Consider the following 23,810-nt stretch of genomic DNA (forward strand, 5'->3'; position numbering starts at 1 on the left):
ATCATGTGTTGCTCTTATCATATTTTAGCTTTGAAAAACCTACCTTAAGTAAAAAAACTTAATAAAATGTTGATGTTAGGGAAAAATTGGGTTGAGGTGATTTTATGGATAAAGATCAACTAAAACTTACATCTTCAGAAATAGGAACATTGTGGTTAGAATATGTAAATGGAACCGCTGTTGATATTGTCAATAAATATATGTTGTCTATTATAGAAGATGAGAAAATAAAATTACTTTTCGAGGACGCATTAAAGATATTTGATAAACAAAAACATCAAATAAAACGATTCATTGTAAACGAAGGGTTCCCCGTTCCTGTTGGTTTTAATGAAACTGACCTTAATAAGGATGCCAAAAGGTTATTTTCTGACATCTTCTGCCTACATTATTTACATATAATGACCCTTCATGGTTTATTAGGGCATTCCACATCTCTCAGTTCATCTGTGAGGAAAGATTTAAGACACTTTTATGAATCAGGTACTCAAGAGGGCATGAGTATGTACCATCGAACAACTGATTTATTGTTGGAAAAGGGACATTTTCAAAGGGACCCTTATTTTTACCCTGAAGAGAATCAAGCGTTTGTTTCAGGACAGAAATTTATCAATGGTTTTTTTGGGGACAAACGGCCTTTAGCGTCAACAGAAGTTATAGCTCTTTCGCTTAATTTAAAAAAGAAGATTATGGAGAAGTCACTCTCTATTGGATTTAGTCAAGTAACAGAATCAAAAGAAATAAGGACATTTCTAGAGAGTGCGTCAACCGCATCAGACCAACAAATACAATCATTAAGTAAAATCCTTAAAGGAGATAATTTACCCGTACCAATGTCTTGGGAATCAGAGGTTTCAACTTCTCAGGATGCTCCTTTTTCAGATAAGTTAATGCTATATCATGTCGGATTTTTATTACAATCTGCACAAGCTTATCATGGGTCAGGTCTTGCATCCGCCATGCGAATAGACATTGTCACGACCTATGAGAAAATCATATTAAAAAATTTAATGATTACAAAAGAATGGTTCAACCTAATGACCAAAAATAAGTGGTTAGAGGAACCACCGTTGGCTCCTGATAGGAAAGAGATAGCCAAAGATAAGTAATATCTAAATGCCTTCATCGAGGGTATTATATTTTCGACCATAAATCACCATAATGTTCTATGTAGATACTCCTATACAACCAGGTAAGAATTTAGTCCATTAGACTCCCGGTCATCTTAATAGAGATTAGTCTGCTGGTTCAGAAGAGGTTTTTCTACAATCTGAGCTATGGATATAACAGTCAGTTATACCCATAGCTTTTTTTTGGAATAGGATAGATATGAATGTTATTGATACACATGTGAGTCAGTCGTGACTAAAAGCAAATGTTTTAGAAATACGGCGCAAAATATATATAAATGAAGAAAAGATGTACCAAAAAAATCCATAAAAGCCACAAATATAATTGACAATGATTATCATTAGCAATATAATAACGATTAATGAGAATCGTTATCACTAGAGCGGGTTCAACCCGTTCGTTTTTTACCTTATTAGTGAGAATGATTATCATTAGTACCATGCTGGATCAAAATGAAAAGAGGAGAGTAGGTAGGAGGAGTTGAAAAAGAGATATCTCTTAATCGCATTAGTCGTACTATCCATCACATCACTATTTGTTGGGGTTTCAGATATTTCTCCATTGGATGTTTTTCAACTAAGTCATGACCAATGGCAAATCTTGCTTGTCAGTCGTATTCCTAGGCTAGCTAGCATTGTCATTGCCGGTGTGAGCTTGAGTATCTGTGGCTTAATCATGCAACAACTGACACGAAACAAATTTGTATCTCCTACAACAGCAGGGACAATGGACGCAGCGAGGTTAGGTGTATTGGTGTCACTGTTGCTTTTTGCTTCTGCTAGTGCATTCGTGAAAATGTTCGTTGCTTTTCTTTTTGCTCTAGCGGGGACCATTATCTTTATGAAAATATTAGATCAGGTGAAATACAAGGATCCTGTCTTTATTCCATTGGTCGGTTTAATGTTTGGCGGAATAATCGGTTCGATTACCACTTTCTTTGCATTGAAGTACGATCTCATTCAGAATATGTCATCCTGGTTGCAGGGTAATTTTTCTTTAATGATTAAAGGAAGGTATGAACTTTTGTACATAAGTATTCCTCTTGTCATTGTGGCTTACATTTTTGCCAATAAGTTTACAGTGGCAGGCATGGGCGAAGATTTTTCTCAGAATTTAGGGCTCAATTACAGGGCTGTCGTCCGCTTAGGGTTGATCATTGTAGCCGCTGTGGCCTCCATTGTCCTGTTAACCGTTGGGATGATTCCATTTTTAGGCCTGATTATCCCCAATATCGTGAGTATTTATAACGGTGACCATCTAAAGAAAAATCTATCACACACTGCTTTGCTGGGGGCTGTGTTTCTTTTAATCTGCGATATAGTGGGGCGTCTCGTGATTTATCCGTATGAGATCCCGATTGGCATGAGCGTAGGCGTGATCGGTAGTGGCGTATTCCTATACTTGTTGTTAGGGAGAAAAGTGTATGAACAATAGAACAAAACTCATCATTTTAGCCAGCCTTGCAGTGTTGCTCAGTGCGCTGTTTGTTTTTTATAACCTAGGAGGCAATTGGGGTTACATTCTTCCTAGACGAGGGATGAAAGTTTTAGCCATCGTCGTTACAGGGGCTGCTATCGCTTGTTCGACTGTGGTATTTCAAACGATTACCAATAACCGAATCCTAACGCCGAGTATCATTGGTCTCGATTCTTTATATGTGTTAATTCAAACGTTCTTTATCTTTGTGTTCGGTTCCGCCAGTGTTGTTGTCTCCGATCAAAATATTAATTTTGCGCTATCTGTGACGCTCATGATTCTCTTTGCGGGGCTTTTCTACAAGCTTCTTTTCGGCAACGAGGGGCGAAATATCTACTTTTTACTGCTTGTCGGGATTGTACTCGGCACGTTATTTGGGAGTATCTCTACCTTTATGCAGGTCTTAATTGACCCGAATGAGTTTTTTGTGGTACAAGACCGCATGTTCGCGAGCTTTAACAACGTGAACACGGACATTCTACTGTTCTCAATGATGATGTTTATCGGTGTTGCGGCGTATTTTTGGAAGTTCTTAAAGTACCTCGATGTTTTAGCGTTGGGTAGGGATGAAGCAGTCAACCTTGGTGTGGACTACGAGTATATCGTCAAGCGGCTTCTCGTGTTAATCGCCATCCTCATTTCCATAGCGACAGCGCTCGTTGGACCGATAACATTTTTAGGATTACTCGTGGCCAATGTCACCTATGAGTTTCTTAGGACATATAAGCATGCTTACTTATTATGGGGCGCTATGTTTATCAGCGTGATTAGTTTAATTGGCGGACAGTTTCTGGTTGAAAGAGTATTCACTTTTTCGACAACCATCAATGTGATCATTAACTTCATCGGTGGTGTGTACTTTATTTACCTTTTACTAAGGGGGAACAAATCATGGTCTTAGTCCAGGATGTAACGAAAAGATATGGAGAGAAACAAGTGGTGGATCATGTGTCTTTGCAAGTTAAAAAAGGGACCATCACGTCGTTTATCGGACCTAATGGGGCTGGTAAGAGTACCTTACTATCCATGGTGAGCCGGCTCATCTCCAAGGATGAAGGTCAAATTTTTATTGAGAACGAGGAGGTGAGTGAAAGTAAGAGCAGTGAGTTAGCTAAAAAGGTGTCCATTCTAAAGCAATCTAATCATTTAAACATGAGGTTGACGGTAAAAGATCTGGTTTCATTTGGCCGCTTTCCATACTCTCAAGGTAGGTTAACGAAAGAAGACTGGCAGCATGTGGATGAGGCCATTCAGTATATGGGGCTTGAAGAGATGCAAGACCAATACCTTAATCAACTCAGTGGAGGCCAAAGACAACGCGCATTTATAGCGATGGTGATCGCCCAGGATACGGACTATGTTTTATTAGATGAACCGTTAAACAACTTAGATATGAAACATTCTGTTCAGATTATGCAGGTGCTTAGACGTTTAGTCGATGAGTTAGGCAAGACGGTTGTCATTGTCCTTCATGATATTAACTTCGCTTCTTGTTACTCAGATCATATCGTCGCATTAAAAAATGGCCAAATCGTGAAGGAAGGCACAACACCTGAAATCATTAATCCAACCGTGCTGAAAGAGATCTACGATATGGACATCCACATTGAAAAGATTAACAAACAACGCATCTGTGTTTATTTCACGTAAGTATGAAAAACATAACGGAATGTAAAAGAGGGAGGAACATGAGAAAGATGAAGAAGGCACTTTTTTTCATTGGATTGGCGATGGTCGTCTTGTTAGTGGCATGTGGTACTGATACAACGGTTGAAGGGGACAACACCCTAAGTGAAAAAAATCAAGTTGATGCGCAGGGGACTGAAGTTGTACAAGAGGTGACGATTGTAGACCAATTAGGTGAAACGGTCGTACCCGTGAAACCAGAAAAAGTGGTGGTATTTGACTTCGGTATTCTCGATTCATTAGATAAACTAGGAATCTCAGTTGCTGGTGTCCCGCAAGCGAATATCCCACCTTATTTGGAGCAGTATGAGAGTGATGAATACGTCAACGTCGGCAGTCTAAAAGAACCTGACTTTGAAGCCATTGCGACAATGGACCCAGACCTGATTATTATCTCCGGACGTCAGTTAGAATTAGCAGATGAGTTGAACAAGATCAGTCCTACCATATACATGGGATTAGACACTGAGGATTATATGTCATCGTTCAAAGATAATATGGAAAAACTAGGACAAATTTTTGACAAAAAAGATGAAATGGCAGAAGAACTGGACGCCATCGACACCTTAGTTGATCAAGTCAAAGAAAAAGCCACTACGCAAAAGACGAATGGGTTAGTTGTATTAGCTAATGAAGGGAACATCAACGCATATGGCCCAGGTTCACGATTTGGGCTCATCCATGACGTACTGGGGATATCGCCAGTGGATGAAAATATTGATGTATCCACGCATGGGATGAACGTGTCATATGAATATATTCTAGAGCGTGACCCACAATACTTATTTGTTATTGACCGTAACGCTGTGGTCACTGAGAGTGCAAGTGCGGAGCAAGCGATCGAAAATGAACTCGTTCAAACCACACAAGCTTATAAGAATAATAACATCATATACTTAGATCCGAATTACTGGTACTTATCAGGTGGCGGATTGGTCTCCGTGACTAAAATGATTGAGGCAATCGATACAGCTATAGAATAATACTTTTTACTTTAGAGTAGGCTTAGGGCTTGTAACACCCTAAGCCTTTGTTTATTCACAAGCAAGACTATAACGATTGCCAATCTGGATTGTTGTGTGAGTAACGAAGTGTCTATATGTTTTTAACGAGGCCTTATTTTAAGATTTGTTAAGAAAAGCGTGTAACATCCACACGTGCTTTTCTAGATTTGTACGGATATGAATCAACATATCTGCTGTGGGGTCATCTTCGTGTTCTTCAGCCACTTTGATGCCCTCTTTCAGTTCAGATACGATGGTTTCAAAATCTTTGGCGATCGTTTCAACCATTTGAGTTGATGTCTCTTGTCCAGTTGCCTCTGTCACCGTTGCCGTCTGTAAAAAGTCGCGCATCGTTGCGACAGGCTTTCCTTTAATCGCGAGTAAACGTTCAGCTAGGTCATCAATGTATCCTTGAGATTCATTATAGAATTCTTCAAATTTAACGTGTAACTCATAAAAATTCTCCCCACTTACAAACCAGTGGTAATTGTGTAATTTCACGAAGAGGACACTGAAGTTAGCGATTTGCTTATTGAGGACGTCTGTTAAGGTAATGGTCGTTGTATTTTGTGCCATGATTCAAAACACCTCTCATTGATTTTTGTTATAGGGTATTTTCCCCTGGAAGCATGTTTTTAAACACACCTAATTTAAACTTATTATTATATTATAATTATTATAAATAAAAGTCAATCCCAAATTTGAAGTGATTGGTTTGAGACATAAGATCAACCAATATGAGCTGCATCTTCTAAAGGCTAAGAACCCTATGAAGGAAAAGGGTGGAAGATGTCGAATAATGTAATAAAACGTTTATTGTGGATGGAGGGGTAGTCATGCTTTTTAAAAGAAAAAAGGGGATAGACCCTATGAAGGTGGATACCGTAATTGGTGAAGGGACCCATATTGAGGGGAAAATTGTCTCACAAGCGAGTATGCATGTGCACGGTGAAACAGAAGGCACTATTGAAGGCGTAGGGCAGATTTACGTAGGAGAGAAAGGTATCGTTCACTCTGAAGTGATGGCACAGGACGCTTTTGTCGCTGGGAAAGTGGATGGAAATGTGAAAACGAAAGGTAAATTAACCATTCATTCAACAGGGACGTTAAGTGGGGATACAATCTCTCAGTCATTTAGTATTGAGGAAGGCGGCATATTTTTAGGAACCAGTCAAATGGGTGGAAGAGAGGATGGCGCAGAACGCTCATCACAAACGTCCACTCAAGAGGCAGGTAAAAGTAAAACCTCAGAGAAATAAGTAGCTCATTTAAAACAGGACATTGTATGGGAAGCAATGGGAAAACCGCTTAGGCATAAGCGGTTTTAATTCTTTTAAACCATCCTATGGCCAGGACAAAAATGGTCGATATGATGGGCATAAGTAAATGCCAGAACGAACCATGTGGGATGTAATAGGCCACTTTTGCATCGGCAACTAACATCTCTCCTGCGGTAAAACCCAAGATTGCTGCGCCAAGGTAAATGAGAACCGGCATTTTTTCCAGTAATTTTAATATAAGCTGACTGCCCCAAACGATAAGGGGGATACTAAATACAAGGCCAAAAAATATTAATATGAAGTCATTTTTGGCCACGGCTGTGATTGCTAAAACGTTATCCAAGCTCATGATAAAGTCAGCAATAATAATAGTCATTACGGCACCTTTTAAGGTATGGGAGGCCTTTATTTCTTCATGCTCTTCCTGCTGAGTAATCAATTTAATGGCAATCCACACTAACAATATAGCGCCTAAAGCTGTTAGAAAAGGAATTTGTAAGAGTTGAATGGCGATAAGTGTCAGTACTACACGTAAAGTAACAGCCCCTAGCGCACCCCAAAAAACGGCAATTTTTTGTTGGTGAGGGGGGAGATGGCGACTCGCCAGGGCAATAACGATGGCGTTGTCACCACTTAAGATAAGGTTGATGATCAAAATTTTGATGATTGCAATGAGCCACCATTCCATACACATCACTCCTAAGGAAGCTTTGTACATGTTATGATGAACATGTCCCACTTAGTCCAATTTTTAATGGCAAACGAGTGAAAATTTGTGAAAGAGAAGGCAAGTATAAAGGAGACATGAGTATGAGTCAGCGGATTGAATTAATCGCCACATCCACCGCAGGTTTGGAGGGCGTTGTGAAGCAAGAAGTGATGGACCTAGGGTATAAGAATGCGCAAGCGGAAAATGGAAAAGTCATTTATACGACAGACTATAAAGGTATCGCCAGATCAAACCTGTGGTTACGTACAGCCGATCGAGTAAAGTGGAAACTTGCGGAGTTCAAGGCCGTTACTTTCGAGGAACTGTTCCAACAGACCAAGGCATTGCCATGGGGGGAGATTCTACCCAAGAACGCCCACTTTCCCGTCCTGGGACGTTCAGTCAAATCAACCCTATTCAGTATTTCAGACTCACAAGCGATCGTGAAAAAAGCAATCGTGGAGAACATGAAAGAAAAATACAATGTGAGTTGGTTTGATGAAGACGGTCCAGCTTATACCATCGAGGTGTCCCTATTAAAAGACATCGCGACGATCACCATCGATACAAGTGGTGAGGGGCTGCACAAAAGGGGCTACCGCAGATTACACAATGTAGCTCCTTTAAAAGAGACCATGGCGGCAGCCTTAATTCAAATCAGTCGTTGGAAACCCAACATCCCTTTTATCGATCCGTTTTGTGGTTCTGGTACATTAGCCATTGAAGCCGCACTCATCGGTCAAAACATTGCTCCAGGCTTCAACAGGTCGTTTGACGCAGAGGAATGGGGGATATTGCCCCAGAAGATATGGGATGACGCCATAGAAGAAGCAGAGGACTTAGCAGAGTACAATCGGAACTTAGCTATCTTTGCTTCAGATATTGATGACGAATCCGTTAAGCTGACGGAGAACAATGCTTTAGAGGCTGGGGTACACCACCTTGTCCAAGCAAGTCAACATGACTTTAAAGATGTAAGATCCGAATATGAATATGGTTATATGATCACTAACCCTCCCTACGGTGAGAGAATTGGAGATAAGGAAGAAACGGAAGCCCTGTATCGGACATTAGGCCGACTGACAAAACATTATTTTGATACCTGGTCTGTGTATGTCCTTACGCCTCATCAACAATTTGAGACGTTATTCGGCCGGAAGGCGAACAAGAAAAGAAAGCTTTTTAGTGGGAATATCCGTGTAGATTATTATCAATACTTTGGGCCTCGCCCACCTAAGGAAATTCTAGACCGAGAGTTATAAACTGTACATAAGGCGTGTCTGCGAACGAGCAGGCACGTTTTTTAATGTATTGTTAAGAGGAGGTCTTCATCATCGGTATTTAAATGTAGCGCATCTATTGGTATAATATTCTTAAAATTAAGAACATAATTACACTTGGTACAACATTAGTGATCTATAGCTTGGTATCGATCATAGCTTATAACAGTAGCAGTATGATTTACCATTACGTGTGGTGTACTTGGGAGACAAACATCATAGGAGGGATGCACGTGAAAAAGCTGTCTTGGGACCAGCAAGCTAGGGAATGGTTAAGCTCGAAGGGTGGTGTTTTAACCATTAAGCGTGTCCAAGCTAAAGGATGCTGTGGGGGTGGTCCGATAGAATTAATGACGGTTATAGGGGAGCCGGATCAACCAGAGCGTTATGAAAAGATACAGGACAAGCAGCACACTGTTTACGTAGAAAAAAATATTAAAGCCAAAAATAATGAGCTTCATCTGAAATTGTCGGGATTTAGTTTGTTTAAAAATATATCTGTGAGTGGGGTCGAGCGGTTTCTATGAGTGTTAAAAGTCAAGCACAGACATTTATACATCAGCTGATCAATCAATACGTCACCTATTTTGACGTATACCGGAACGCGACAGTAGGCAGTCATCCTGTCGATGCCTTAGCTGTATATAAACGACGGGATGAAAAATATCTAATGAGCAAAACAATCAAAGTTTGGGGAGTTGAGAACCAACAGTGTGTGTTTATAACCGAGGCACAAGAACCACTCACTGAAACTTTTATCACTCAGTTACAATCCGATGTTAAAGACAATATAGAAGCTTATATCCCTGATAGCCAAGAACATATGTCTACGAGTGTGCTCACGGTTATTGTGACGGAACATGATGTCGACCCTGCACTTGTGAAAGGGGTGATGAGGTATAGGAAATTAAAGTTTTTCAAATATGGATTACATGGCTGGGCAGAGCTATATTTGAGCATCATTAATTTGAAAAACGAAAGCGTATACATCCACAGAAAAGGACGGAAGTTAATTGAACCTGTCAACATTTTACTAGAAAAGGAGGATTAAGGCCGTGAGCTTACTTACTTTACTCTTTATCAGTGGCGTTATATTCTTAGTTGCTTATTATACCTATGGGACATTTGTGGAAAAGAAATTAAATGTGGAACCGGATCGTCAGACGCCTGCACATGAGATGTATGATGGTGTGGACTATGTACCTGCAAGAAAACCGGTTTTACTGGGCCATCATTTCGCTACCATTGCAGGGGGTGGGCCGATTGTAGGACCCGTTACTGCCGTTTTATTTGGTTGGATTCCGGCCGTACTGTGGATCATTGTCGGTAGTATTTTTGTCGGAGGTGTCCACGACTACACGGCATTGCAGGCTTCTATTCGACATAAGGCTCAGTCAATCGGAACCATCATTAAGGCTTATATAGGCGATAGAGGGCAAGTCCTATTCCTCATTTTCTCCATTGCCACTCTCATATTAATTGTAGGCGTATTCGTTATTCTTGTGGCAGGAACGTTTGAAGCTGTACCGCAAGCGGCGACCGCTTCCGTGATGTTCTTAGGTGTGGCTATCTTGTTCGGTATACTCGTCAATCAAATCCGAATGAATTTGTTCGGTGCTTCTATTTTAGGGATCGGCGCGATGCTCTTGTCCGTTTGGGTGGGGCTGAACTACCCGATTCAATTAAGTGCCACAGTGTGGTCGCTTATTCTGATCGGGTATGCTTATATCGCATCCGTCTTGCCTGTTTGGCTATTATTACAACCACGTGATTACTTAAACTCTTTCCTTCTGTATGGGATGATGGCAGGGGCTGCTTTGGGTATCCTCATAGCAAACCCAACCTTAGAGTTTCCCGGGTATACGGGCTTCTACCACGCAGAACTAGGATTTTTATTTCCAATACTATTTATCACCATTGCCTGCGGTGCGATATCTGGATTCCACTCTCTTGTCTCCTCTGGAACCACAGCAAAGCAATTAGATAGTGAGCGTAATGGTAAATTTATCGCCTATGGTGGTATGTTAATCGAAGGTTTTCTCGCTATTATTGCCGTAGGATCTGTTGCCTATTTAACACAGGAACAACTAGCGATGACCATGTCGGATATGGGAGGTGCCATAGGGGCTTTTGCTGCTGGTATCGGTTATTTTATGTCTCACTGGGGTATTGATCAGACGACCGCTGTGAGTTTTACATCATTAGTTGCCTCAGCTTTCCTTCTAACCTCTCTCGATTCAGCCACACGCTTAGGGCGTTATGCTGTACAGGAATTAACGGAAGGAAGAGCACCTGTCATATCCAGGAACATGCACATGGCAACGTTTGTTGTCGTACTCGGCGCGGCAGGATTGGCACTGACAGGAACGGCAAATACCGTATGGCCACTCTTCGGGTCAGCCAACCAAATGCTAGGGGCTATCGCGTTACTTGCTGTCACTGTTTGGTTAACGAAGCTAGGCGTAAAGTCTTTATTTACCATTATTCCGATGGTCTTTATGTTCTTCGTGACATTAGGGGCGTTAATTGTCCTGATGAGCAAGCATTTTGTAGAGCAAAACTGGTTCCTTATGATATCGGCCTTCGTACTATTTGTCTTATGTTTATTTTTAGTCGTCGAGGCATGGCGGCATTTATTCCCACCAAAAGATAAAGATCAAACGATTAAGGTTTAAATTAAGGTTAAAATACAAATTAAACAATCGTTTAAATGCTTCGTTTTATAGCTTAGGTCTTTTGTACCTAGGCTTTTTGTTTGGTTGACCCAGAGATTATTAAGACTTTCATTTGGTACCCTACCATCAGTTTTCATTCAATAGTCCCAATTCATCAGTCCCGCTTTATAAAAATTGTTATGAGTGCAACATATCTGAATCATATGCGTTTGAAAAGATAGGTGGTCATTAAATTCTACTAAAGAGGTGCCGAAGAGTAAGTGAAATCGTAAAAAACCGAAACCTCACAAAAACAATGGACCACACGAAGGGTATGGGAACTATTATAATTTGAGTAAGGAGGCGTTCGTGATGAAAACACAATCTATCAAATCATTCGTAGTAGGAACAGTGGTCGGAGGGATGTTATTCAGCGGCGTAGGTTTTGCTGCTTCACAAATGGAGAGTATTGAGGTCAATGTGAACCCCGTGAAGTTTTTGTTTAATGGTGATGAGGTAGAAACGGAAAGACCAAATGAAATCCATAACGGCCGAGAATACGTGCCTACGAGTCTCATGTACAAAGGGACAGTATACGTACCCGTTCGTTTCATGAGTGAAACGGCAGGTCTTGATGTAGATTGGGATAATGAGACCAAAGCGGTGCTCGTAGCAGAAGGGGATACGTCCGCAAATGGAGATGCGAGTGTCCTTACAGAAGGTGAAGATTATGTTGTCCTAGAAGAAGAGGAGGCACCATCCGATGTCCAAGAGTGGGTAGAGGCTAACAAAAAGAGCGAATTTACAGGGACCATTACCGTAGATGGAGAGGTGTATGTTCTAATCGCGCGTGGTGAATCTCAGCATTCTGGATATGGGGTTGAATTAAACAAAGTACTTCAAACAGAAGGACAGGTGACCGTTGAAGCTGCCTATACGGATCCGAATGAGGATGAAGCGTACACGCAACCCATCACATATCCCACTGTACTTATCAAGCTAGATAAACTGACTGAAGATATACAATTCAAGATTGAAAAGAGTTCTTCCGCATCAGTGGAAGCATCTGGTTCAACTTCAGTAGAAACGGATACGTCTGACGAGTAACTGAACGGTCGTAAAGTTCTATTGTAATTCGTGATTATACATGAGTAACACCCCATCCTTAAGTAGGGAATGGGGTGTTTGAATTTTTAGTGATATCTTTTTTAGTGATCATCGTCTATATTTGAGATTTGTTTAATGGCTAGACACTTTGACGTTCTACTTAAATGAGGCCCATAGCTCATCGAGGGTATCTTGACTCGGCTTAAGTTCCTGAGCTGTAACAGGCTTTTCTGGGTAACCACTAAGGTACGTGTGATAAGCAGGACGTGCTTGTTGATACAGGATGCCCTGGACTAATCCATCAGTTTCAATCACCTTCTCATACGCATGAGCTTTATTCGTGACATCATAACCTTCGATATCCTGAATATCGATAATGTTCTCCTTAAAAAATTCATACGTATTCACTTTGTTATACGTCACACACGGGCTGAATACGTTCACTAAGGCAAAACCAGGATGCTCGACGGCTATGCTTATGAGCTCAGTTAAACGCTTAATATCACCTGAGAATGCCTGAGCAACGAAGCTTGCTCCCGCACCTAATGCTAGTTCTAGCGGCTTCACTTCACGCTCACCTGATCCCTCAGGAGAGGTTTTAGACTGAAAACCTTGAGCGCTTGTCGGAGATGTTTGCCCCTTTGTTAGGCCATAGATACGGTTATCCATGACGACGTACGTCATATCCACGTTACGTCGTGCCGCATGAGTAAAATGGCCTGCCCCGATGCCATAACCGTCCCCATCACCACCTGAGGCGATCACCTTCATATCACGATTAGCAAGTTTAACCGCTTGGGCCACTGGAAGGGAACGTCCATGTAGGGTATGGAAGCCGTAGGCACGCATGTACTCAGACACCTTTCCAGAACAGCCTATACCGGAGACCACGGCCACTTCATGTGGCTCTAGTTCTAGTTTAATAAGAGCTTTCTGGATACCTGCCATCACGGAGAAATGTCCACAACCGGGGCACCAGGTGGATACGTCCCCACGATAATCTTTTAAGCTTGCGGCCATGTTAGACAACCTCCTTTGCAACGTCTTGTAATTGGGTCATGATATCTTTTTTAGTAAACGGGTTACCGTCGTATTTCTTAATCGTTTGTAGTTTTTCACCAATCAGTAGGTGTTGTTGCAGCATTCCCGTTAATTGCCCTGTCCAGTTATTCTCTACAACGATGACGCGTTGAGCAGCTGTCGTCAGCTCCTTTAAGCCTTGAGGTTGGAAGGGATGCAACATTTTAATCTGTGCTAAACCAACACTTTCGCCCGAAGATTGGAGGTCCCGTACGGTTTCTTCTAAAACACCCCGGGTTGACCCTAGCCCGATGAACAGTGTGTCGACCGGCTTTTCCTCACCACCGATGAACTCATAGCCTTTTATAGACAGGTCTTTTAACTTACCTAGACGCTTATCCATCATTTTCTCCCGTATCTCCGGTAACTCTGTAATATGACCCGTTTCACTATGTTCGTTTGAGTTGGCCGTAAATACCCCGTGGCGTTGGCCGGGGATTGAACGGGGAGAAATGCAGTCATCTGTCAAACGATAACGCTTAAATTGATGTTCCTGTAACGATTCTAGCTCTTCATCTGTAAGCATCTTCCCACGATTAATCGACTCCAGGTCATGACGGCAGCTATCTAAGGCCGTTTGTTTGTTAAGTGAGAGGACGAGATCTAAGGCCACAATCACTGGACATTGGTACTGTTCTGCTAGGTTAAAAGCAGTCGAAGCCATCGTCACGCATTCCTCCACAGAGCTTGGGGCAAGCACGATACGCGGAATTTCCCCATGTCCTGCGTAAACCATTGTTTGTAAATCACCCTGTTCATATTTCGTCGGTAGGCCAGTACCTGGTCCTCCACGCTGAGAGTTCACGATAACCACAGGTGTCTCAGACATACCGGCTAAGCCTAGTGCTTCTGTTTTTAATGAAAAACCCGGTCCTGAAGTACTGGTTAGCGCGCGTACACCGGAGAAACCTGCGCCTATAGCCATAAGCAGACCTGCCAGTTCGTCTTCTGCTTGTACGGCGACCCCACCAACCTTTGGCAGATTCTCTTTCATATATTCCATAATCTCTGACGCTGGTGTTATAGGGTAAGAAGATAGAAATTTACACCCTGAAGCAACAGCACCGTAAGCAAACGCTTCATTTCCAATCATGAGAGCCATGTCTTTCTTCTCATCAGGAAAGCCAAGTTGGAACGGTTTTAACCCTAAGCTTTCCATGTACTCGTAACCTTTTTGCACAGCATTGATGTTAAGGTCGACAATGGCCTGCCCTTTCTTAGAAAACTTATTCTCAATGAAAGGGATGAAAATATCGTAATGTGCCCCCATGAGGTAAGCAGATGATCCCAACATGATCATGTTACGGATAATCTTGTTCCCTAGGTCCTCGGCCATGCTCGTGAACGATGTATGAATGACGGTAACACCATCAATCTGTTCTACTTTTTCTTCTTTCTTGTTTTCCATGAGTACAAATCCACCAGGAGACATGCTCCCAATATTATGTTCATATGATTCTTTGTCGAGAACGATGAGAATATCTGTGGTGTCACCCTGATAATGAATCGGGTCGTGGCTTGCGCGGATGTGGTCGTAGGTGTGGCCACCTTTAATACGTGAGGCAAAATGTTTGTAGGAAGCGATGTGAAACCCTTGTTGCATCAGCGCGGCACTTAGAATGTTTCCAGTACTATCAATGCCGTCTCCTTGCTGTCCTCCTATCTTCCAAGTGATCTCTTTCTTCATTCTATCTCTCCCTTCTAAACCGATTAAACAGATGAACATAGGTGGGAGAAAAACTGTTATAATCTTTGGTAAAAATGGAGTGATACAATTTGTAGTTTATTAAGTGAATGGAATGTTCATCTACTTGTTATCTCACATTTTATCCTATACACCTTCAACTGGCAATGGTTTTCAGAACATTTTGTCACTTAATGAATCTTGACTAGCTTTAAATACAACGTTTTCATAGATGGGGCCCCAGCACCTCATTCAAAACTGTTACATCCTCATAATATACACTGTACTATAATAGGAGGGGCTCAAAACGGGACATTCGGATAGGGTTTCATGCTTTTTTTGTGACGCTTTTCAAAGTATAATAGAAAGAACAACTGATGGAAGAGGGGAAGAGGAGAAATGGATTTGAAAGCGTTTAAAGAGAGCATGTATCAACTCATAGTCGAAACTTCAACATATCTCCCGCCTGACGTGCGAGCATCAATCGCTAAGGCGAAGGCAAAGGAGAACGCGGGAACACGAGCGGCACTCTCTTTGTCCACGATCACAGACAATATTCATATGGCCGAGGATAATGTGTCACCGATTTGCCAGGATACGGGACTTCCAACATTCTTAATTAAAACGCCAGTGGGTGCCAACCAATTAGAAATGACCAACATGATCAAAGAAGCACTCGTGCAGGCGACGAAGGATGGTAAGCTACGTCCGAACTCCGTCGACTCTCTCACAGGAGCCAATAGTGGGGATAATCTTGGAGAGGGCCTCCCTGTCATCAAATATGAACAATGGGAAAAAGACGACATCGATGTGCGCCTTATCCTCAAGGGTGGCGGATGTGAAAATAAAAATATCCAATACAGTTTACCGTGTGAGCTTGATGGTTTAGGGCGCGCAGGGCGTGACTTAGACGGCATACGCAAATGTATCATGCATAGTGTCTATCAAGCGCAAGGCCAAGGCTGTAGTGCCGGCTTTATCGGTGTCGGTATCGGTGGGGACCGCTCCGCGGGGTATGAGCTTGCTAAGAAGCAGCTTTTCAGAGAAGCGGACGATATGAACCCTCATCCTGAACTACAGAAGTTAGAAGAGTATGTCATGGATCACGCAAACGAACTCGGTATTGGGACCATGGGATTCGGTGGAGAAACAACGTTATTAGGCTGTAAAATAGGGGTCATGAATCGCATTCCAGCAAGCTTTTTTGTCTCTGTCGCTTATAACTGTTGGGCTTTCCGTCGTTTAGGTGTGGTTGTTGATCCTCAAAGCGGAGACATCCAACGTTGGCTATATAAAGACGAACGTCCGATTGAAGAAGAAGTGGAAAAGGTGGTCGAGCAAGCGAAAAAAGAAGGTGCCAGAGAAGTTGTGCTTCAAGCGCCGATCACTGAAGATCAGATTCGTGACCTCAAAGTGGGGGACGTGGTCATCCTCAATGGTCAAATGCATACTGGGCGTGATGCCTTACACAAATACTTAATGGACCATGACGCACCAGTGGATCTACAAGGAGAAGTGATCTACCACTGTGGTCCCGTGATGATGAAGGATGAAAACGGACAGTGGGAAGTCAAAGCGGCAGGACCGACCACAAGCATACGTGAAGAACCTTACCAGGCCGATATTATTAAGAAATTCGGTGTACGGGCGGTGATCGGTAAGGGTGGCATGGGTGCTAAGACGTTAGCCGGTCTAAAAGAAAGCGGTGCGGTATACCTCAACGCCATTGGAGGCGCTGCGCAATACTATGCTGATTGTATCACCAACGTGTCTGGTGTTGATTTCTTAGAGGAATTCGGTATCCCTGAAGCGATGTGGCATCTTGAGGTCCAAGGGTTTGCTGCTATCGTCACCATGGACGCACATGGTAACAGCCTACACGCTGATGTGGCCTCATCTTCACTTGATAAACTAGCACAATTTAAGGAACCGGTATTCAAATAAGAGCCCATACTCAAATAAGAACCCAGTAATCAAATGGAAACTTGTTGGATCATTCAAAATTTAAGGTAAGCCAATACAGATACTAAAAGTAACCAAATACATGCTATCAGCCTGTGGTCTTGTATGGATCACAGGCTTTTTCTTCTTTCTCTGCTATTTACGGGTCCAAAGCACAGGACGAAGCAGGTAGCTAGCGTACTTTAGGCTGTTAAACCTCCTCGCACTCAACATCCTACTAAAAATCTCTTGATTCATATTTTTCACAATAAAGTCATAGTGCGCATTACTCATCTTCTCTAGGGTTTGGCGCATAACGAGTGAATGCTTGTAATCCTTCATCACCTGATGTATATCTTCCTCATAGTGACCAAGCCCCAGTATATCGCGAGCCGCACACACCCCTGTTAAGACAGCGACAAACTGTCCAAAGCCTAGAAAGGGTTGGATACTGCCAAAGTTGTTACCCACAAAGAACGTATTACCAATCCGAGGATACTGACACATTCCAATGACATAGTTCCTAATTTGAAACTGATCGGTAATTCTTAAAGTTTGGTCAAAAATATCCTGCACTTCTTGGTAAAAGGGTTCAAAATAGGCAGCCATCTCCTTTTCTGTGTTCTCCGGATAATCTGGATAAGCGATGACAATATTTGCTTCTTCATCTGAGAAAGGTAGAAGGTAGGCGTATCCTTTGGGAGCATAATGATGATTTAACCACACATGTACATGAAAACGATCAAAGTGGCCTGCGACTGTGGCCCCTTTTAAGGAAACGGTCAGGTCAGTGTCAAAGGGTTGAATCTTGGCGCTATACTCGGCGTCGCCTGTCGCAAGAATCACGTGAGAGTACTCTCTTAGCAGGGCTTCATAAGTGTGCTCAGAGTGAAAGTGTATCTCAGATTGCACTTGTTTTTCTAACTGCTTTTCAAAAGCATCCTCATGTCGTCCCCTAATATTGACAAACCCTAGCTTTCCTTCGAGTGTGGTCGATTCGTTCTCAGAATGGATCGTCAGGTTTCTTATATTACTAGAGGGTTTGAGATAGAGGCCAAAGGTTTCGGAAAAATAGGCGATCTCATCGTCGATCGGTAGATCCAAGATCGGAAGTAAGGCCTCAGCATTAACGAACCGGTCACCTACTTCACGCCGCTTTTCGAATATCGTGGGCTTGACACCGTACTTTTCCAATGTAATCGCTGCAGATAACCCCGAAAGCCCTGCGCCCATAATCGCTATATCCATATCTCACCATTCCATATCGTTGTGTCTACGTATCTTTGTCTATATCATGCCTTTTACAGATTTAATTATGCGGCTGTGTTTCGAAAGCAGACAAGCAGACACTAAAATAAAAAACGAACGACATGCTAGTGAAATGTAAAAATAATACAAAAACTACACAAAAGCAGAAAAAAAGCTAACCGTATGGCTAGCTTAGATCAGAATTTATCCAACAGTGGATATAAGGTAACAGGCTATGAAAAACTTTCTATCTCTATTCTTTCACCGCTAAGTTTAATTCACTGTTAAGCGTTGACGTAGCTCTTTGGCCAGTGTTTTTAATGTTGACACATCCGTGATATCAAAGCAAATCGGTTGGCGGCTACGGACGACAATTTTACCGTATTGACGTTCGGACTCATCCTCGATCGGAATACGCAGTTCTGAATTAGACTCCCACGTTAATTGGTTCTCCATATCTGAAGCCGCTTTAAGTACCATGTCCTCTCCCTGATAAAGATAGATTCCTACCCAATCAAAGTAAGGCACATCCTGTTGTAATTTGGCCACCATTTGTTGTATTGCATCCTCCATATCGGAACTCTGATGCACCGTTGCAATCACTTCTAAAGAAGCTAAGTCTGTTTGAATCGACATAAACTACTCTCCCTTTTTCTCTGTAAATATGTATGCTATCCCCTTAGACAATTGACTTGTATAGACTAAATTCATACTAGCCCTTCAGTTGATCCCTTGATTCTTCTCTTATTTTATCAGATGATAGCAGTAGACGATGCTTGTAAGTTAAGGAAATTTATATGACGTTTAGATAAAATGACACGGTTTGGAGATGAGAGAATGGAATACGAAGTCCAACCCTGCCCCCCTTATGACATGGAAAAAGTATGCTTGAAACTAGGGGCTGACCCGATGTATGAGTACGACCTGGAGCTGCAAACGTTATCTTTCGCTGTGAGGATTAAAACAGGAGAAAAAGAAGAACAATGGAAAAAAGGGATGATGAAGTTAGAGCATAAAGGAACGGTGGCGCAACCGCTTGTAAAAGTGCGTTATGTCGGAGATGAATTAACAGCCACTGATGAAAAATGGCTACAACAACACTTGACTCACAGATTTCAGTGGGGGACAAACGTCCTACAGACTTTTTATGCTGAATTAGAAGGCACCTCTATAAACTCGGTCCTAGAAACGCTAAAAGGGTTGCCCCTTGTATTGGATGACGGACTCTTTGAAGGTCTGATTACGACCATCATTCACCAACAACTTAATCTGCGTTTCGCACAGCAATTAGTCTACAGCCTAGCGATGGATTATGGAGACCAGGTTCAAGACGGCCAAAAATATTTTTATCTTCTCCCGACACCAAGCCAATTAGCTGAAGTCGATATCGCTGAACTCCGTACAAAGAAATTTAGTCAACGGAAAGCAGAGTATATCATCGGTGTGGCTCAGAAAGTGAGAAATGGGGAGCTAGATCTAGAACGCCTTTCTGCATTACCGAACGAAGCCTTTATAGAACGACTCAGCCAAGAACGAGGGATAGGACAGTGGACGGCTGAATGTATTTTATTGAATGGCCTTGGACGCAAAGATCTATTTCCAGCTGGAGATCTAGGGATACGAAACGCTGTAAAAAAAATCGAAGGGCTAGAGGAACGCCCCAGTATCGAGGCGTGCAGAGCATGGGTGGAACCGTATCAAAACTGGGGAAGCTATGTGGCCATTTACCTATGGGAGTATCTTGGTAACAATCGATTAAAAGTGGACAAATAGGAAGGAAGCAACTATGGCAAAAACAAAGAATGAAGCACATCAAACCGCCAACTCAGATCGGACAAAAGCAAAGCCTAAGCCGAATAAACGAAATCGGAACGACAACCAGCAAAAGGCGAAGGGTCAAAAACAGCAGGGTCATCAGCGTAAAAAAAATAGTCAAGGGCAAAACAAAAACAAAAGACCGAACAAAGGCATTGTGTCTCAAGCACGCATCGGCCAAGAAGTGACCATTACGATCAAACGATTAGGGATTAACGGGGAAGGCGTTGGCTACTTCAAAAAGCAAGTGGTCTTTATTGATGGGGCACTACCCGGTGAAGTCGTTATCGCAACGATTACCTCAATAGAGCGAAATTATGCTAAGGCCGAAATTAAAAAGGTACGAGAACCGTCGCCAGAGCGTGTCAAACCACCTTGCCCCATCTACTCAGAATGTGGTGGGTGTCAACTTCAGCACTTATCCTATAAAGGACAGTTACAAGAGAAGAAAGATCAAGTCATCCAAGCGTTTGAACGTTACACGACATTCACTGCCGAAACCCTACCTATAGCGGATACGATCGGGATGGACAATCCATGGGGATACCGCAATAAAGGACAATTACAAGTGGGCACAGCGGGCAATGATGTCATCGCTGGATTGTATAAGCAGGGATCTCATGAACTTGTTGATTTATCTGAGTGTGCTGTACAGCATCCGAAAACGAATGAAGTGATTCAAAAAACAAAAGACATCCTCCAAAAACTAGATATCCCCATATACAATGAACGTAAGCGTCGTGGCGTGATACGAACGATCGTCACAAGAATTGGATTTGAAACAGGACAATTACAGCTCGTGTTAGTAACAAGAACCAAAGAGATTCCGCGCTTGAAGGAGCTGCTATTAGACATACGGTTTAATTGTCCGGAAGTCAAAAGCGTTATCCAAAATATTAATCCTTCTAAGACGTCTGCCGTTTTCGGTGATGAAACTGTCTTACTATGGGGAGATGAACGAATAGAGGAAGAGCTAGGGGAGCTCGCTTTCTCATTATCCCCTCGGGCGTTCTTCCAGCTCAATCCGCAGCAAACGGTGAAATTATATGATAAGGTCAAAGCATACGCGGCATTGACTGGTGAGGAAATTGTCGTTGATGCCTACTGTGGGGTGGGAACGATCGGGCTATGGCTCGCAGACCAAGCGAAGGAAATAAGAGGCATGGATGTCATACCTGAAGCGATCATGGATGCTAGAGAGAACGCCAGAAAAAGTGGCGTAGAGAATGCGATTTACGACATCGGTAAGGCTGAAACGTGGCTTCCTAAATGGGTGAATGAAGGGTATAGACCTGACGTTGTCATCGTTGACCCCCCACGAACCGGTTGTGATGATAAGTTACTCCAAACGATCATCAAGGTCCGTCCTCAACGCCTCGTCTATGTATCCTGCAATCCTTCTACACTGGCCAAGGATTGTCAGCAGCTCTTTAAAGCTGGGTTTGAACTACAAGCTTTACAGCCCGTAGACATGTTCCCGCATACGAGTCATGTGGAAGTAGTATCGCAGCTCGTATTACGTGACACAAACAGTTCGTAGGAACCGCTGTAATTGAGCGGTTTTTTCATTTCACCTGTAATATTTCTCTATGTGCATATCTCATCAGTCTTAAGAAATTTTTAATGGTTTGTTTCGTTAGTTTTAAGAACTTGGAGATATCCTGTGATTGTAGATGTAGAAAAACTGATTGGAGTGAGATTAATGCATCATATGGGGTATTTTCCTTGGTTCGGAACAGTCTTCTTAATGTTGTTATTTGGATTTTTGATTTACAACATGATTTGGTGGCGAAGAAATAGATCGTGTCACAGTGGCGGTGCTTACAATGCATTAGATATGCTTGAAAAAAGGTATGTTAATGGAGAGATTGACGAAGCACAATTTAAAATCATGAAAGAAAACTTAAGAAAGTAAAAGGGATGACACCGCATTCGCATTTTATGTGCGGTGTCTCTATTAAAATGAATGTTTATACGCTAATTAAAAGTGTGAGTGTCAATTATCTCATTATTTTACTATTGGTAAGTTATATAGTTTTAATGATTGTGAATCATGATGGTCAATCTACACCATTCATTAGAAGCATGATCGTGACAGTCTATGTCTTGTTCTGTTTAGTAGGATTTGTTATGCAAATGTTTTAACAGTCAGGATAAAGACTCCTAAAAAGGAAATCATGCCCCCTCATGTCCAAAGACATTGTGGGGCTCGTTTTATTGCATGTTAAGTTAATCATGATTGAGCGTTCGTTAAAGTCTCTTCTGGTGCTTCAGTTCTTTTTATGAACAACGTAAGAATAAAGGCCGCAAGAGCAAAGACTAAGGCAACCTGGAAAGAGGTTTGCACACCGGCAGTCATCGCCTCAGCTTGCAAATTTCCGCCAGCTGAGGAATCAACATTCTCTAGGTACCTTGCTGAACCCGCCGTCATGATGCTGATGAATAAGGCAATTCCGATAGCCCCACCAACCTGCTGTAAGGTATTTAAAATGGCTGTACCATGAGCGTAATACCGTTTGGGCAGTTGGTTGAGTCCATTTGTTTGTGCTGGCATCATGATGAGAGAGACCGATATCATTAACAATGAGTGTAGCACAATAAAGGTGATTAAGGTTGTTGATGTCGTCACCTGTGTAAATAGCCAAAGGACAATAGATAGAATGGCTGACCCCGGTATAATCAACATTCTCGGACCAAATTTATCAAAAAGTTTGCCTGCTACGGGTGACATGAGACCGTTTAATACCCCGCCTGGCAATAGAGCTAAGCCCGCGACAAAAGCACTTAAAACCAGTCCACTTTGTAAAAACATCGGCAGGATGATCATCGTTGAAAACATGGACATCATGACGATGATTAATAGAACGGCTGTCAGAGAAAACATAGGGGACTTGAAGGCCCTGACATCGAGCATGGGTTCTTCAAGTTTTAACTGACGCATAACGAATAGCAATAATGATATAAAGCCGATGCTTATCGTGAGGTATACTTCTGGGCTGGAAAAGCCAGCATGCCCTTCTCCGGCACTACTAAACCCGTAAACGATCCCACCAAACCCAAGGGTTGAAAATACAATGGACAAAATATCCACCTTTGGCTTTGTTAGCGTTGATACATTTTTCAAGAACACAGCGGAAAAAGCGATAGAAAATAAGGCAAAAGGAATCACGATAAAAAATAGCCAACGCCAACTAAGGGCTTCAACAATAAGACCGGATAATGTTGGTCCTATAGCTGGTGCGAACATGATGACAAGGCCCACCATACCCATTGCACCTCCGCGTTTTTCTGGAGGATAGATGTGTAGGATGGTATTCATCATGACGGGGATGAGTAATCCTGTTCCGCTCGCTTGAACGAGTCGACCAATGAGTAACACAGGGAAGGCAGGTGCTACCCCACTGATGATCGTCCCAACAGTAAATAATGTCATCGCACCTATGAATAATTGTCTAGTCGTAAACCACCCGCTCAAGAGGGCTGTAATAGGTACTAAAATACCAACAACGAGCATAAAACCAGTCGTTAACCATTGAATCGTATTAGCGGTGACGCCAAACTCTGTGCTTAACTCGGTTAAGGCCACATTTAGTAACGTTTCATTGAGAATAGCGAAGAACCCACCGATGATGAGAGAAATCATGATCGGGGCTCGCTTCACGTTCACAGACACTGGCGCCTGTGAATGAACTTCAACTTGTTCTTCATTCATGGG

22 protein-coding genes are annotated in these 23,810 nt (G+C 42.4%); 15 read left to right on the forward strand and 7 right to left on the reverse strand.

Features of this window, described 5'->3' with window-relative positions; all coding sequences use genetic code 11:
- Positions 1–104 precede the first annotated feature (104 nt).
- The 5 genes from JKM87_RS13670 to JKM87_RS13690 all read left to right on the forward strand — a co-directional run bounded on the left by JKM87_RS13670 (position 105) and on the right by JKM87_RS13690 (position 5,276).
- The gene (locus JKM87_RS13670; protein ID WP_202080932.1) at positions 105–1,109 is read left to right on the forward strand and encodes a DUF3231 family protein; all 1,005 of its coding nucleotides are present in this window, start codon (positions 105–107) and stop codon (positions 1,107–1,109) included.
- A 502-nt stretch (positions 1,110–1,611) separates the two neighbouring features.
- Entirely contained in the window at positions 1,612–2,565 is a 954-nt protein-coding gene (locus tag JKM87_RS13675; protein WP_202080933.1) for an ABC transporter permease, read from the forward strand.
- Positions 2,555–3,508, forward strand: a complete 954-nt coding sequence (locus JKM87_RS13680) for an iron chelate uptake ABC transporter family permease subunit (protein WP_202080934.1) — start codon at positions 2,555–2,557, stop codon at positions 3,506–3,508. Before JKM87_RS13675 ends, JKM87_RS13680 begins: the two co-directional genes overlap by 11 nt.
- Positions 3,499–4,257: an iron ABC transporter ATP-binding protein gene (locus JKM87_RS13685; protein ID WP_202080935.1), complete on the forward strand. Its 759-nt coding sequence runs from the start codon at positions 3,499–3,501 to the stop codon at positions 4,255–4,257. The genes JKM87_RS13680 and JKM87_RS13685 overlap by 10 nt, the downstream gene beginning before the upstream one ends.
- A gap of 47 nt (positions 4,258–4,304) precedes the next feature.
- On the forward strand, positions 4,305–5,276 hold the full coding sequence (locus tag JKM87_RS13690) for a siderophore ABC transporter substrate-binding protein (protein ID WP_202080997.1): 972 nt from the start codon (positions 4,305–4,307) through the stop codon (positions 5,274–5,276).
- A gap of 138 nt (positions 5,277–5,414) precedes the next feature.
- On the opposite strand, the gene JKM87_RS13695 is transcribed toward JKM87_RS13690, so the two are convergent.
- Positions 5,415–5,873, reverse strand: a complete 459-nt coding sequence (locus tag JKM87_RS13695) for a Dps family protein (protein WP_202080936.1) — start codon at positions 5,871–5,873, stop codon at positions 5,415–5,417.
- A 260-nt stretch (positions 5,874–6,133) separates the two neighbouring features.
- On the opposite strand from JKM87_RS13695, the gene JKM87_RS13700 reads away from it, so the two are divergent.
- Positions 6,134–6,556 (forward strand): bactofilin family protein, encoded by a 423-nt coding sequence (locus JKM87_RS13700; RefSeq protein ID WP_202080937.1) that lies wholly within the window; start codon positions 6,134–6,136, stop codon positions 6,554–6,556.
- A gap of 49 nt (positions 6,557–6,605) precedes the next feature.
- On the opposite strand, the gene JKM87_RS13705 is transcribed toward JKM87_RS13700, so the two are convergent.
- On the reverse strand, positions 6,606–7,265 hold the full coding sequence (locus JKM87_RS13705; RefSeq protein WP_202080938.1) for a TerC family protein: 660 nt from the start codon (positions 7,263–7,265) through the stop codon (positions 6,606–6,608).
- Between the two features lie 122 nt (positions 7,266–7,387).
- On the opposite strand from JKM87_RS13705, the gene JKM87_RS13710 reads away from it, so the two are divergent.
- From JKM87_RS13710 to JKM87_RS13730, 5 genes are all read left to right on the forward strand, one after another.
- Positions 7,388–8,548, forward strand: coding sequence for a THUMP domain-containing class I SAM-dependent RNA methyltransferase (locus tag JKM87_RS13710; protein ID WP_202080939.1), 1,161 nt, complete (start codon positions 7,388–7,390; stop codon positions 8,546–8,548).
- 251 nt (positions 8,549–8,799) lie between these two features.
- On the forward strand, positions 8,800–9,093 hold the full coding sequence (locus JKM87_RS13715) for a CC/Se motif family (seleno)protein (RefSeq protein ID WP_202080940.1): 294 nt from the start codon (positions 8,800–8,802) through the stop codon (positions 9,091–9,093).
- The gene (locus JKM87_RS13720; RefSeq protein ID WP_202080941.1) at positions 9,090–9,617 is read left to right on the forward strand and encodes a DUF8052 family protein; all 528 of its coding nucleotides are present in this window, start codon (positions 9,090–9,092) and stop codon (positions 9,615–9,617) included. The genes JKM87_RS13715 and JKM87_RS13720 overlap by 4 nt, the downstream gene beginning before the upstream one ends.
- A gap of 4 nt (positions 9,618–9,621) precedes the next feature.
- The gene (locus JKM87_RS13725; RefSeq protein WP_202080942.1) at positions 9,622–11,241 is read left to right on the forward strand and encodes a carbon starvation CstA family protein; all 1,620 of its coding nucleotides are present in this window, start codon (positions 9,622–9,624) and stop codon (positions 11,239–11,241) included.
- 351 nt (positions 11,242–11,592) lie between these two features.
- Positions 11,593–12,327 (forward strand): protease complex subunit PrcB family protein, encoded by a 735-nt coding sequence (locus JKM87_RS13730; protein ID WP_202080943.1) that lies wholly within the window; start codon positions 11,593–11,595, stop codon positions 12,325–12,327.
- Positions 12,328–12,483: 156 nt separating this feature from the next.
- Here the strand turns inward: JKM87_RS13730 and JKM87_RS13735 are convergent, their stop codons facing one another.
- Both JKM87_RS13735 and JKM87_RS13740 read right to left on the reverse strand, forming a co-directional pair.
- Entirely contained in the window at positions 12,484–13,347 is an 864-nt protein-coding gene (locus JKM87_RS13735) for a 2-oxoacid:ferredoxin oxidoreductase subunit beta (protein ID WP_202080944.1), read from the reverse strand.
- A gap of 1 nt (position 13,348) precedes the next feature.
- Positions 13,349–15,094, reverse strand: coding sequence for a 2-oxoacid:acceptor oxidoreductase subunit alpha (locus tag JKM87_RS13740; RefSeq protein WP_202080945.1), 1,746 nt, complete (start codon positions 15,092–15,094; stop codon positions 13,349–13,351).
- A 396-nt stretch (positions 15,095–15,490) separates the two neighbouring features.
- Here JKM87_RS13740 and JKM87_RS13745 point away from each other — a divergent pair, with 396 nt between their 5' ends.
- On the forward strand, positions 15,491–17,035 hold the full coding sequence (locus tag JKM87_RS13745) for a fumarate hydratase (RefSeq protein ID WP_272899218.1): 1,545 nt from the start codon (positions 15,491–15,493) through the stop codon (positions 17,033–17,035).
- A 153-nt stretch (positions 17,036–17,188) separates the two neighbouring features.
- On the opposite strand, the gene JKM87_RS13750 is transcribed toward JKM87_RS13745, so the two are convergent.
- Complete coding sequence (locus tag JKM87_RS13750) at positions 17,189–18,280, reverse strand: NAD(P)/FAD-dependent oxidoreductase (RefSeq protein ID WP_202080947.1); 1,092 nt, start codon at positions 18,278–18,280, stop codon at positions 17,189–17,191.
- 273 nt (positions 18,281–18,553) lie between these two features.
- On the reverse strand, positions 18,554–18,916 hold the full coding sequence (locus tag JKM87_RS13755; protein ID WP_202080948.1) for a GAF domain-containing protein: 363 nt from the start codon (positions 18,914–18,916) through the stop codon (positions 18,554–18,556).
- A 201-nt stretch (positions 18,917–19,117) separates the two neighbouring features.
- On the opposite strand from JKM87_RS13755, the gene JKM87_RS13760 reads away from it, so the two are divergent.
- The 3 genes from JKM87_RS13760 (at position 19,118) to JKM87_RS13770 (ending at position 22,010) form a co-directional block, all read left to right on the forward strand.
- The gene (locus tag JKM87_RS13760) at positions 19,118–20,053 is read left to right on the forward strand and encodes a DNA-3-methyladenine glycosylase family protein (RefSeq protein ID WP_202080949.1); all 936 of its coding nucleotides are present in this window, start codon (positions 19,118–19,120) and stop codon (positions 20,051–20,053) included.
- 13 nt (positions 20,054–20,066) lie between these two features.
- Positions 20,067–21,635: a 23S rRNA (uracil(1939)-C(5))-methyltransferase RlmD gene (gene rlmD, locus JKM87_RS13765; RefSeq protein WP_202080950.1), complete on the forward strand. Its 1,569-nt coding sequence runs from the start codon at positions 20,067–20,069 to the stop codon at positions 21,633–21,635.
- Between the two features lie 123 nt (positions 21,636–21,758).
- Positions 21,759–22,010 (forward strand): SHOCT domain-containing protein, encoded by a 252-nt coding sequence (locus JKM87_RS13770; RefSeq protein WP_202080951.1) that lies wholly within the window; start codon positions 21,759–21,761, stop codon positions 22,008–22,010.
- 318 nt (positions 22,011–22,328) lie between these two features.
- Here JKM87_RS13770 and JKM87_RS13775 read toward each other — a convergent pair whose 3' ends face one another.
- Positions 22,329–23,807: an MDR family MFS transporter gene (locus JKM87_RS13775; RefSeq protein ID WP_202080952.1), complete on the reverse strand. Its 1,479-nt coding sequence runs from the start codon at positions 23,805–23,807 to the stop codon at positions 22,329–22,331.
- Between the last annotated feature and the right edge of the window lie 3 nt (positions 23,808–23,810).

The sequence above is a fragment of the Caldalkalibacillus salinus genome, from assembly GCF_016745835.1.
GTDB classification, from domain to species: Bacteria; Bacillota; Bacilli; order Caldalkalibacillales; family JCM-10596; genus Caldalkalibacillus_A; species Caldalkalibacillus_A salinus.

Bases quoted from the DNA above. Each gene is read 5' to 3' on its own strand.
- JKM87_RS13755 (WP_202080948.1), bottom strand. From the start codon at position 18,916: ATGTCGATTCAAACAGACTTAGCTTCTTTAGAAGTGATTGCAACGGTG.
- JKM87_RS13705 (WP_202080938.1), bottom strand. From the start codon at position 7,265: ATGGAATGGTGGCTCATTGCAATCATCAAAATTTTGATCATCAACCTT.
- JKM87_RS13760 (WP_202080949.1), top strand. From the start codon at position 19,118: ATGGAATACGAAGTCCAACCCTGCCCCCCTTATGACATGGAAAAAGTA.
- JKM87_RS13710 (WP_202080939.1), top strand. From the start codon at position 7,388: ATGAGTCAGCGGATTGAATTAATCGCCACATCCACCGCAGGTTTGGAG.
- JKM87_RS13695 (WP_202080936.1), bottom strand. From the start codon at position 5,873: ATGGCACAAAATACAACGACCATTACCTTAACAGACGTCCTCAATAAG.
- JKM87_RS13730 (WP_202080943.1), top strand. From the start codon at position 11,593: ATGAAAACACAATCTATCAAATCATTCGTAGTAGGAACAGTGGTCGGA.
- JKM87_RS13700 (WP_202080937.1), top strand. From the start codon at position 6,134: ATGCTTTTTAAAAGAAAAAAGGGGATAGACCCTATGAAGGTGGATACC.
- JKM87_RS13680 (WP_202080934.1), top strand. From the start codon at position 2,555: ATGAACAATAGAACAAAACTCATCATTTTAGCCAGCCTTGCAGTGTTG.
- JKM87_RS13685 (WP_202080935.1), top strand. From the start codon at position 3,499: ATGGTCTTAGTCCAGGATGTAACGAAAAGATATGGAGAGAAACAAGTG.
- JKM87_RS13670 (WP_202080932.1), top strand. From the start codon at position 105: ATGGATAAAGATCAACTAAAACTTACATCTTCAGAAATAGGAACATTG.
- rlmD (WP_202080950.1), top strand. From the start codon at position 20,067: ATGGCAAAAACAAAGAATGAAGCACATCAAACCGCCAACTCAGATCGG.
- JKM87_RS13720 (WP_202080941.1), top strand. From the start codon at position 9,090: ATGAGTGTTAAAAGTCAAGCACAGACATTTATACATCAGCTGATCAAT.
- JKM87_RS13735 (WP_202080944.1), bottom strand. From the start codon at position 13,347: ATGGCCGCAAGCTTAAAAGATTATCGTGGGGACGTATCCACCTGGTGC.
- JKM87_RS13750 (WP_202080947.1), bottom strand. From the start codon at position 18,280: ATGGATATAGCGATTATGGGCGCAGGGCTTTCGGGGTTATCTGCAGCG.
- JKM87_RS13775 (WP_202080952.1), bottom strand. From the start codon at position 23,807: ATGAATGAAGAACAAGTTGAAGTTCATTCACAGGCGCCAGTGTCTGTG.
- JKM87_RS13740 (WP_202080945.1), bottom strand. From the start codon at position 15,094: ATGAAGAAAGAGATCACTTGGAAGATAGGAGGACAGCAAGGAGACGGC.
- JKM87_RS13690 (WP_202080997.1), top strand. From the start codon at position 4,305: ATGAAGAAGGCACTTTTTTTCATTGGATTGGCGATGGTCGTCTTGTTA.
- JKM87_RS13745 (WP_272899218.1), top strand. From the start codon at position 15,491: ATGGATTTGAAAGCGTTTAAAGAGAGCATGTATCAACTCATAGTCGAA.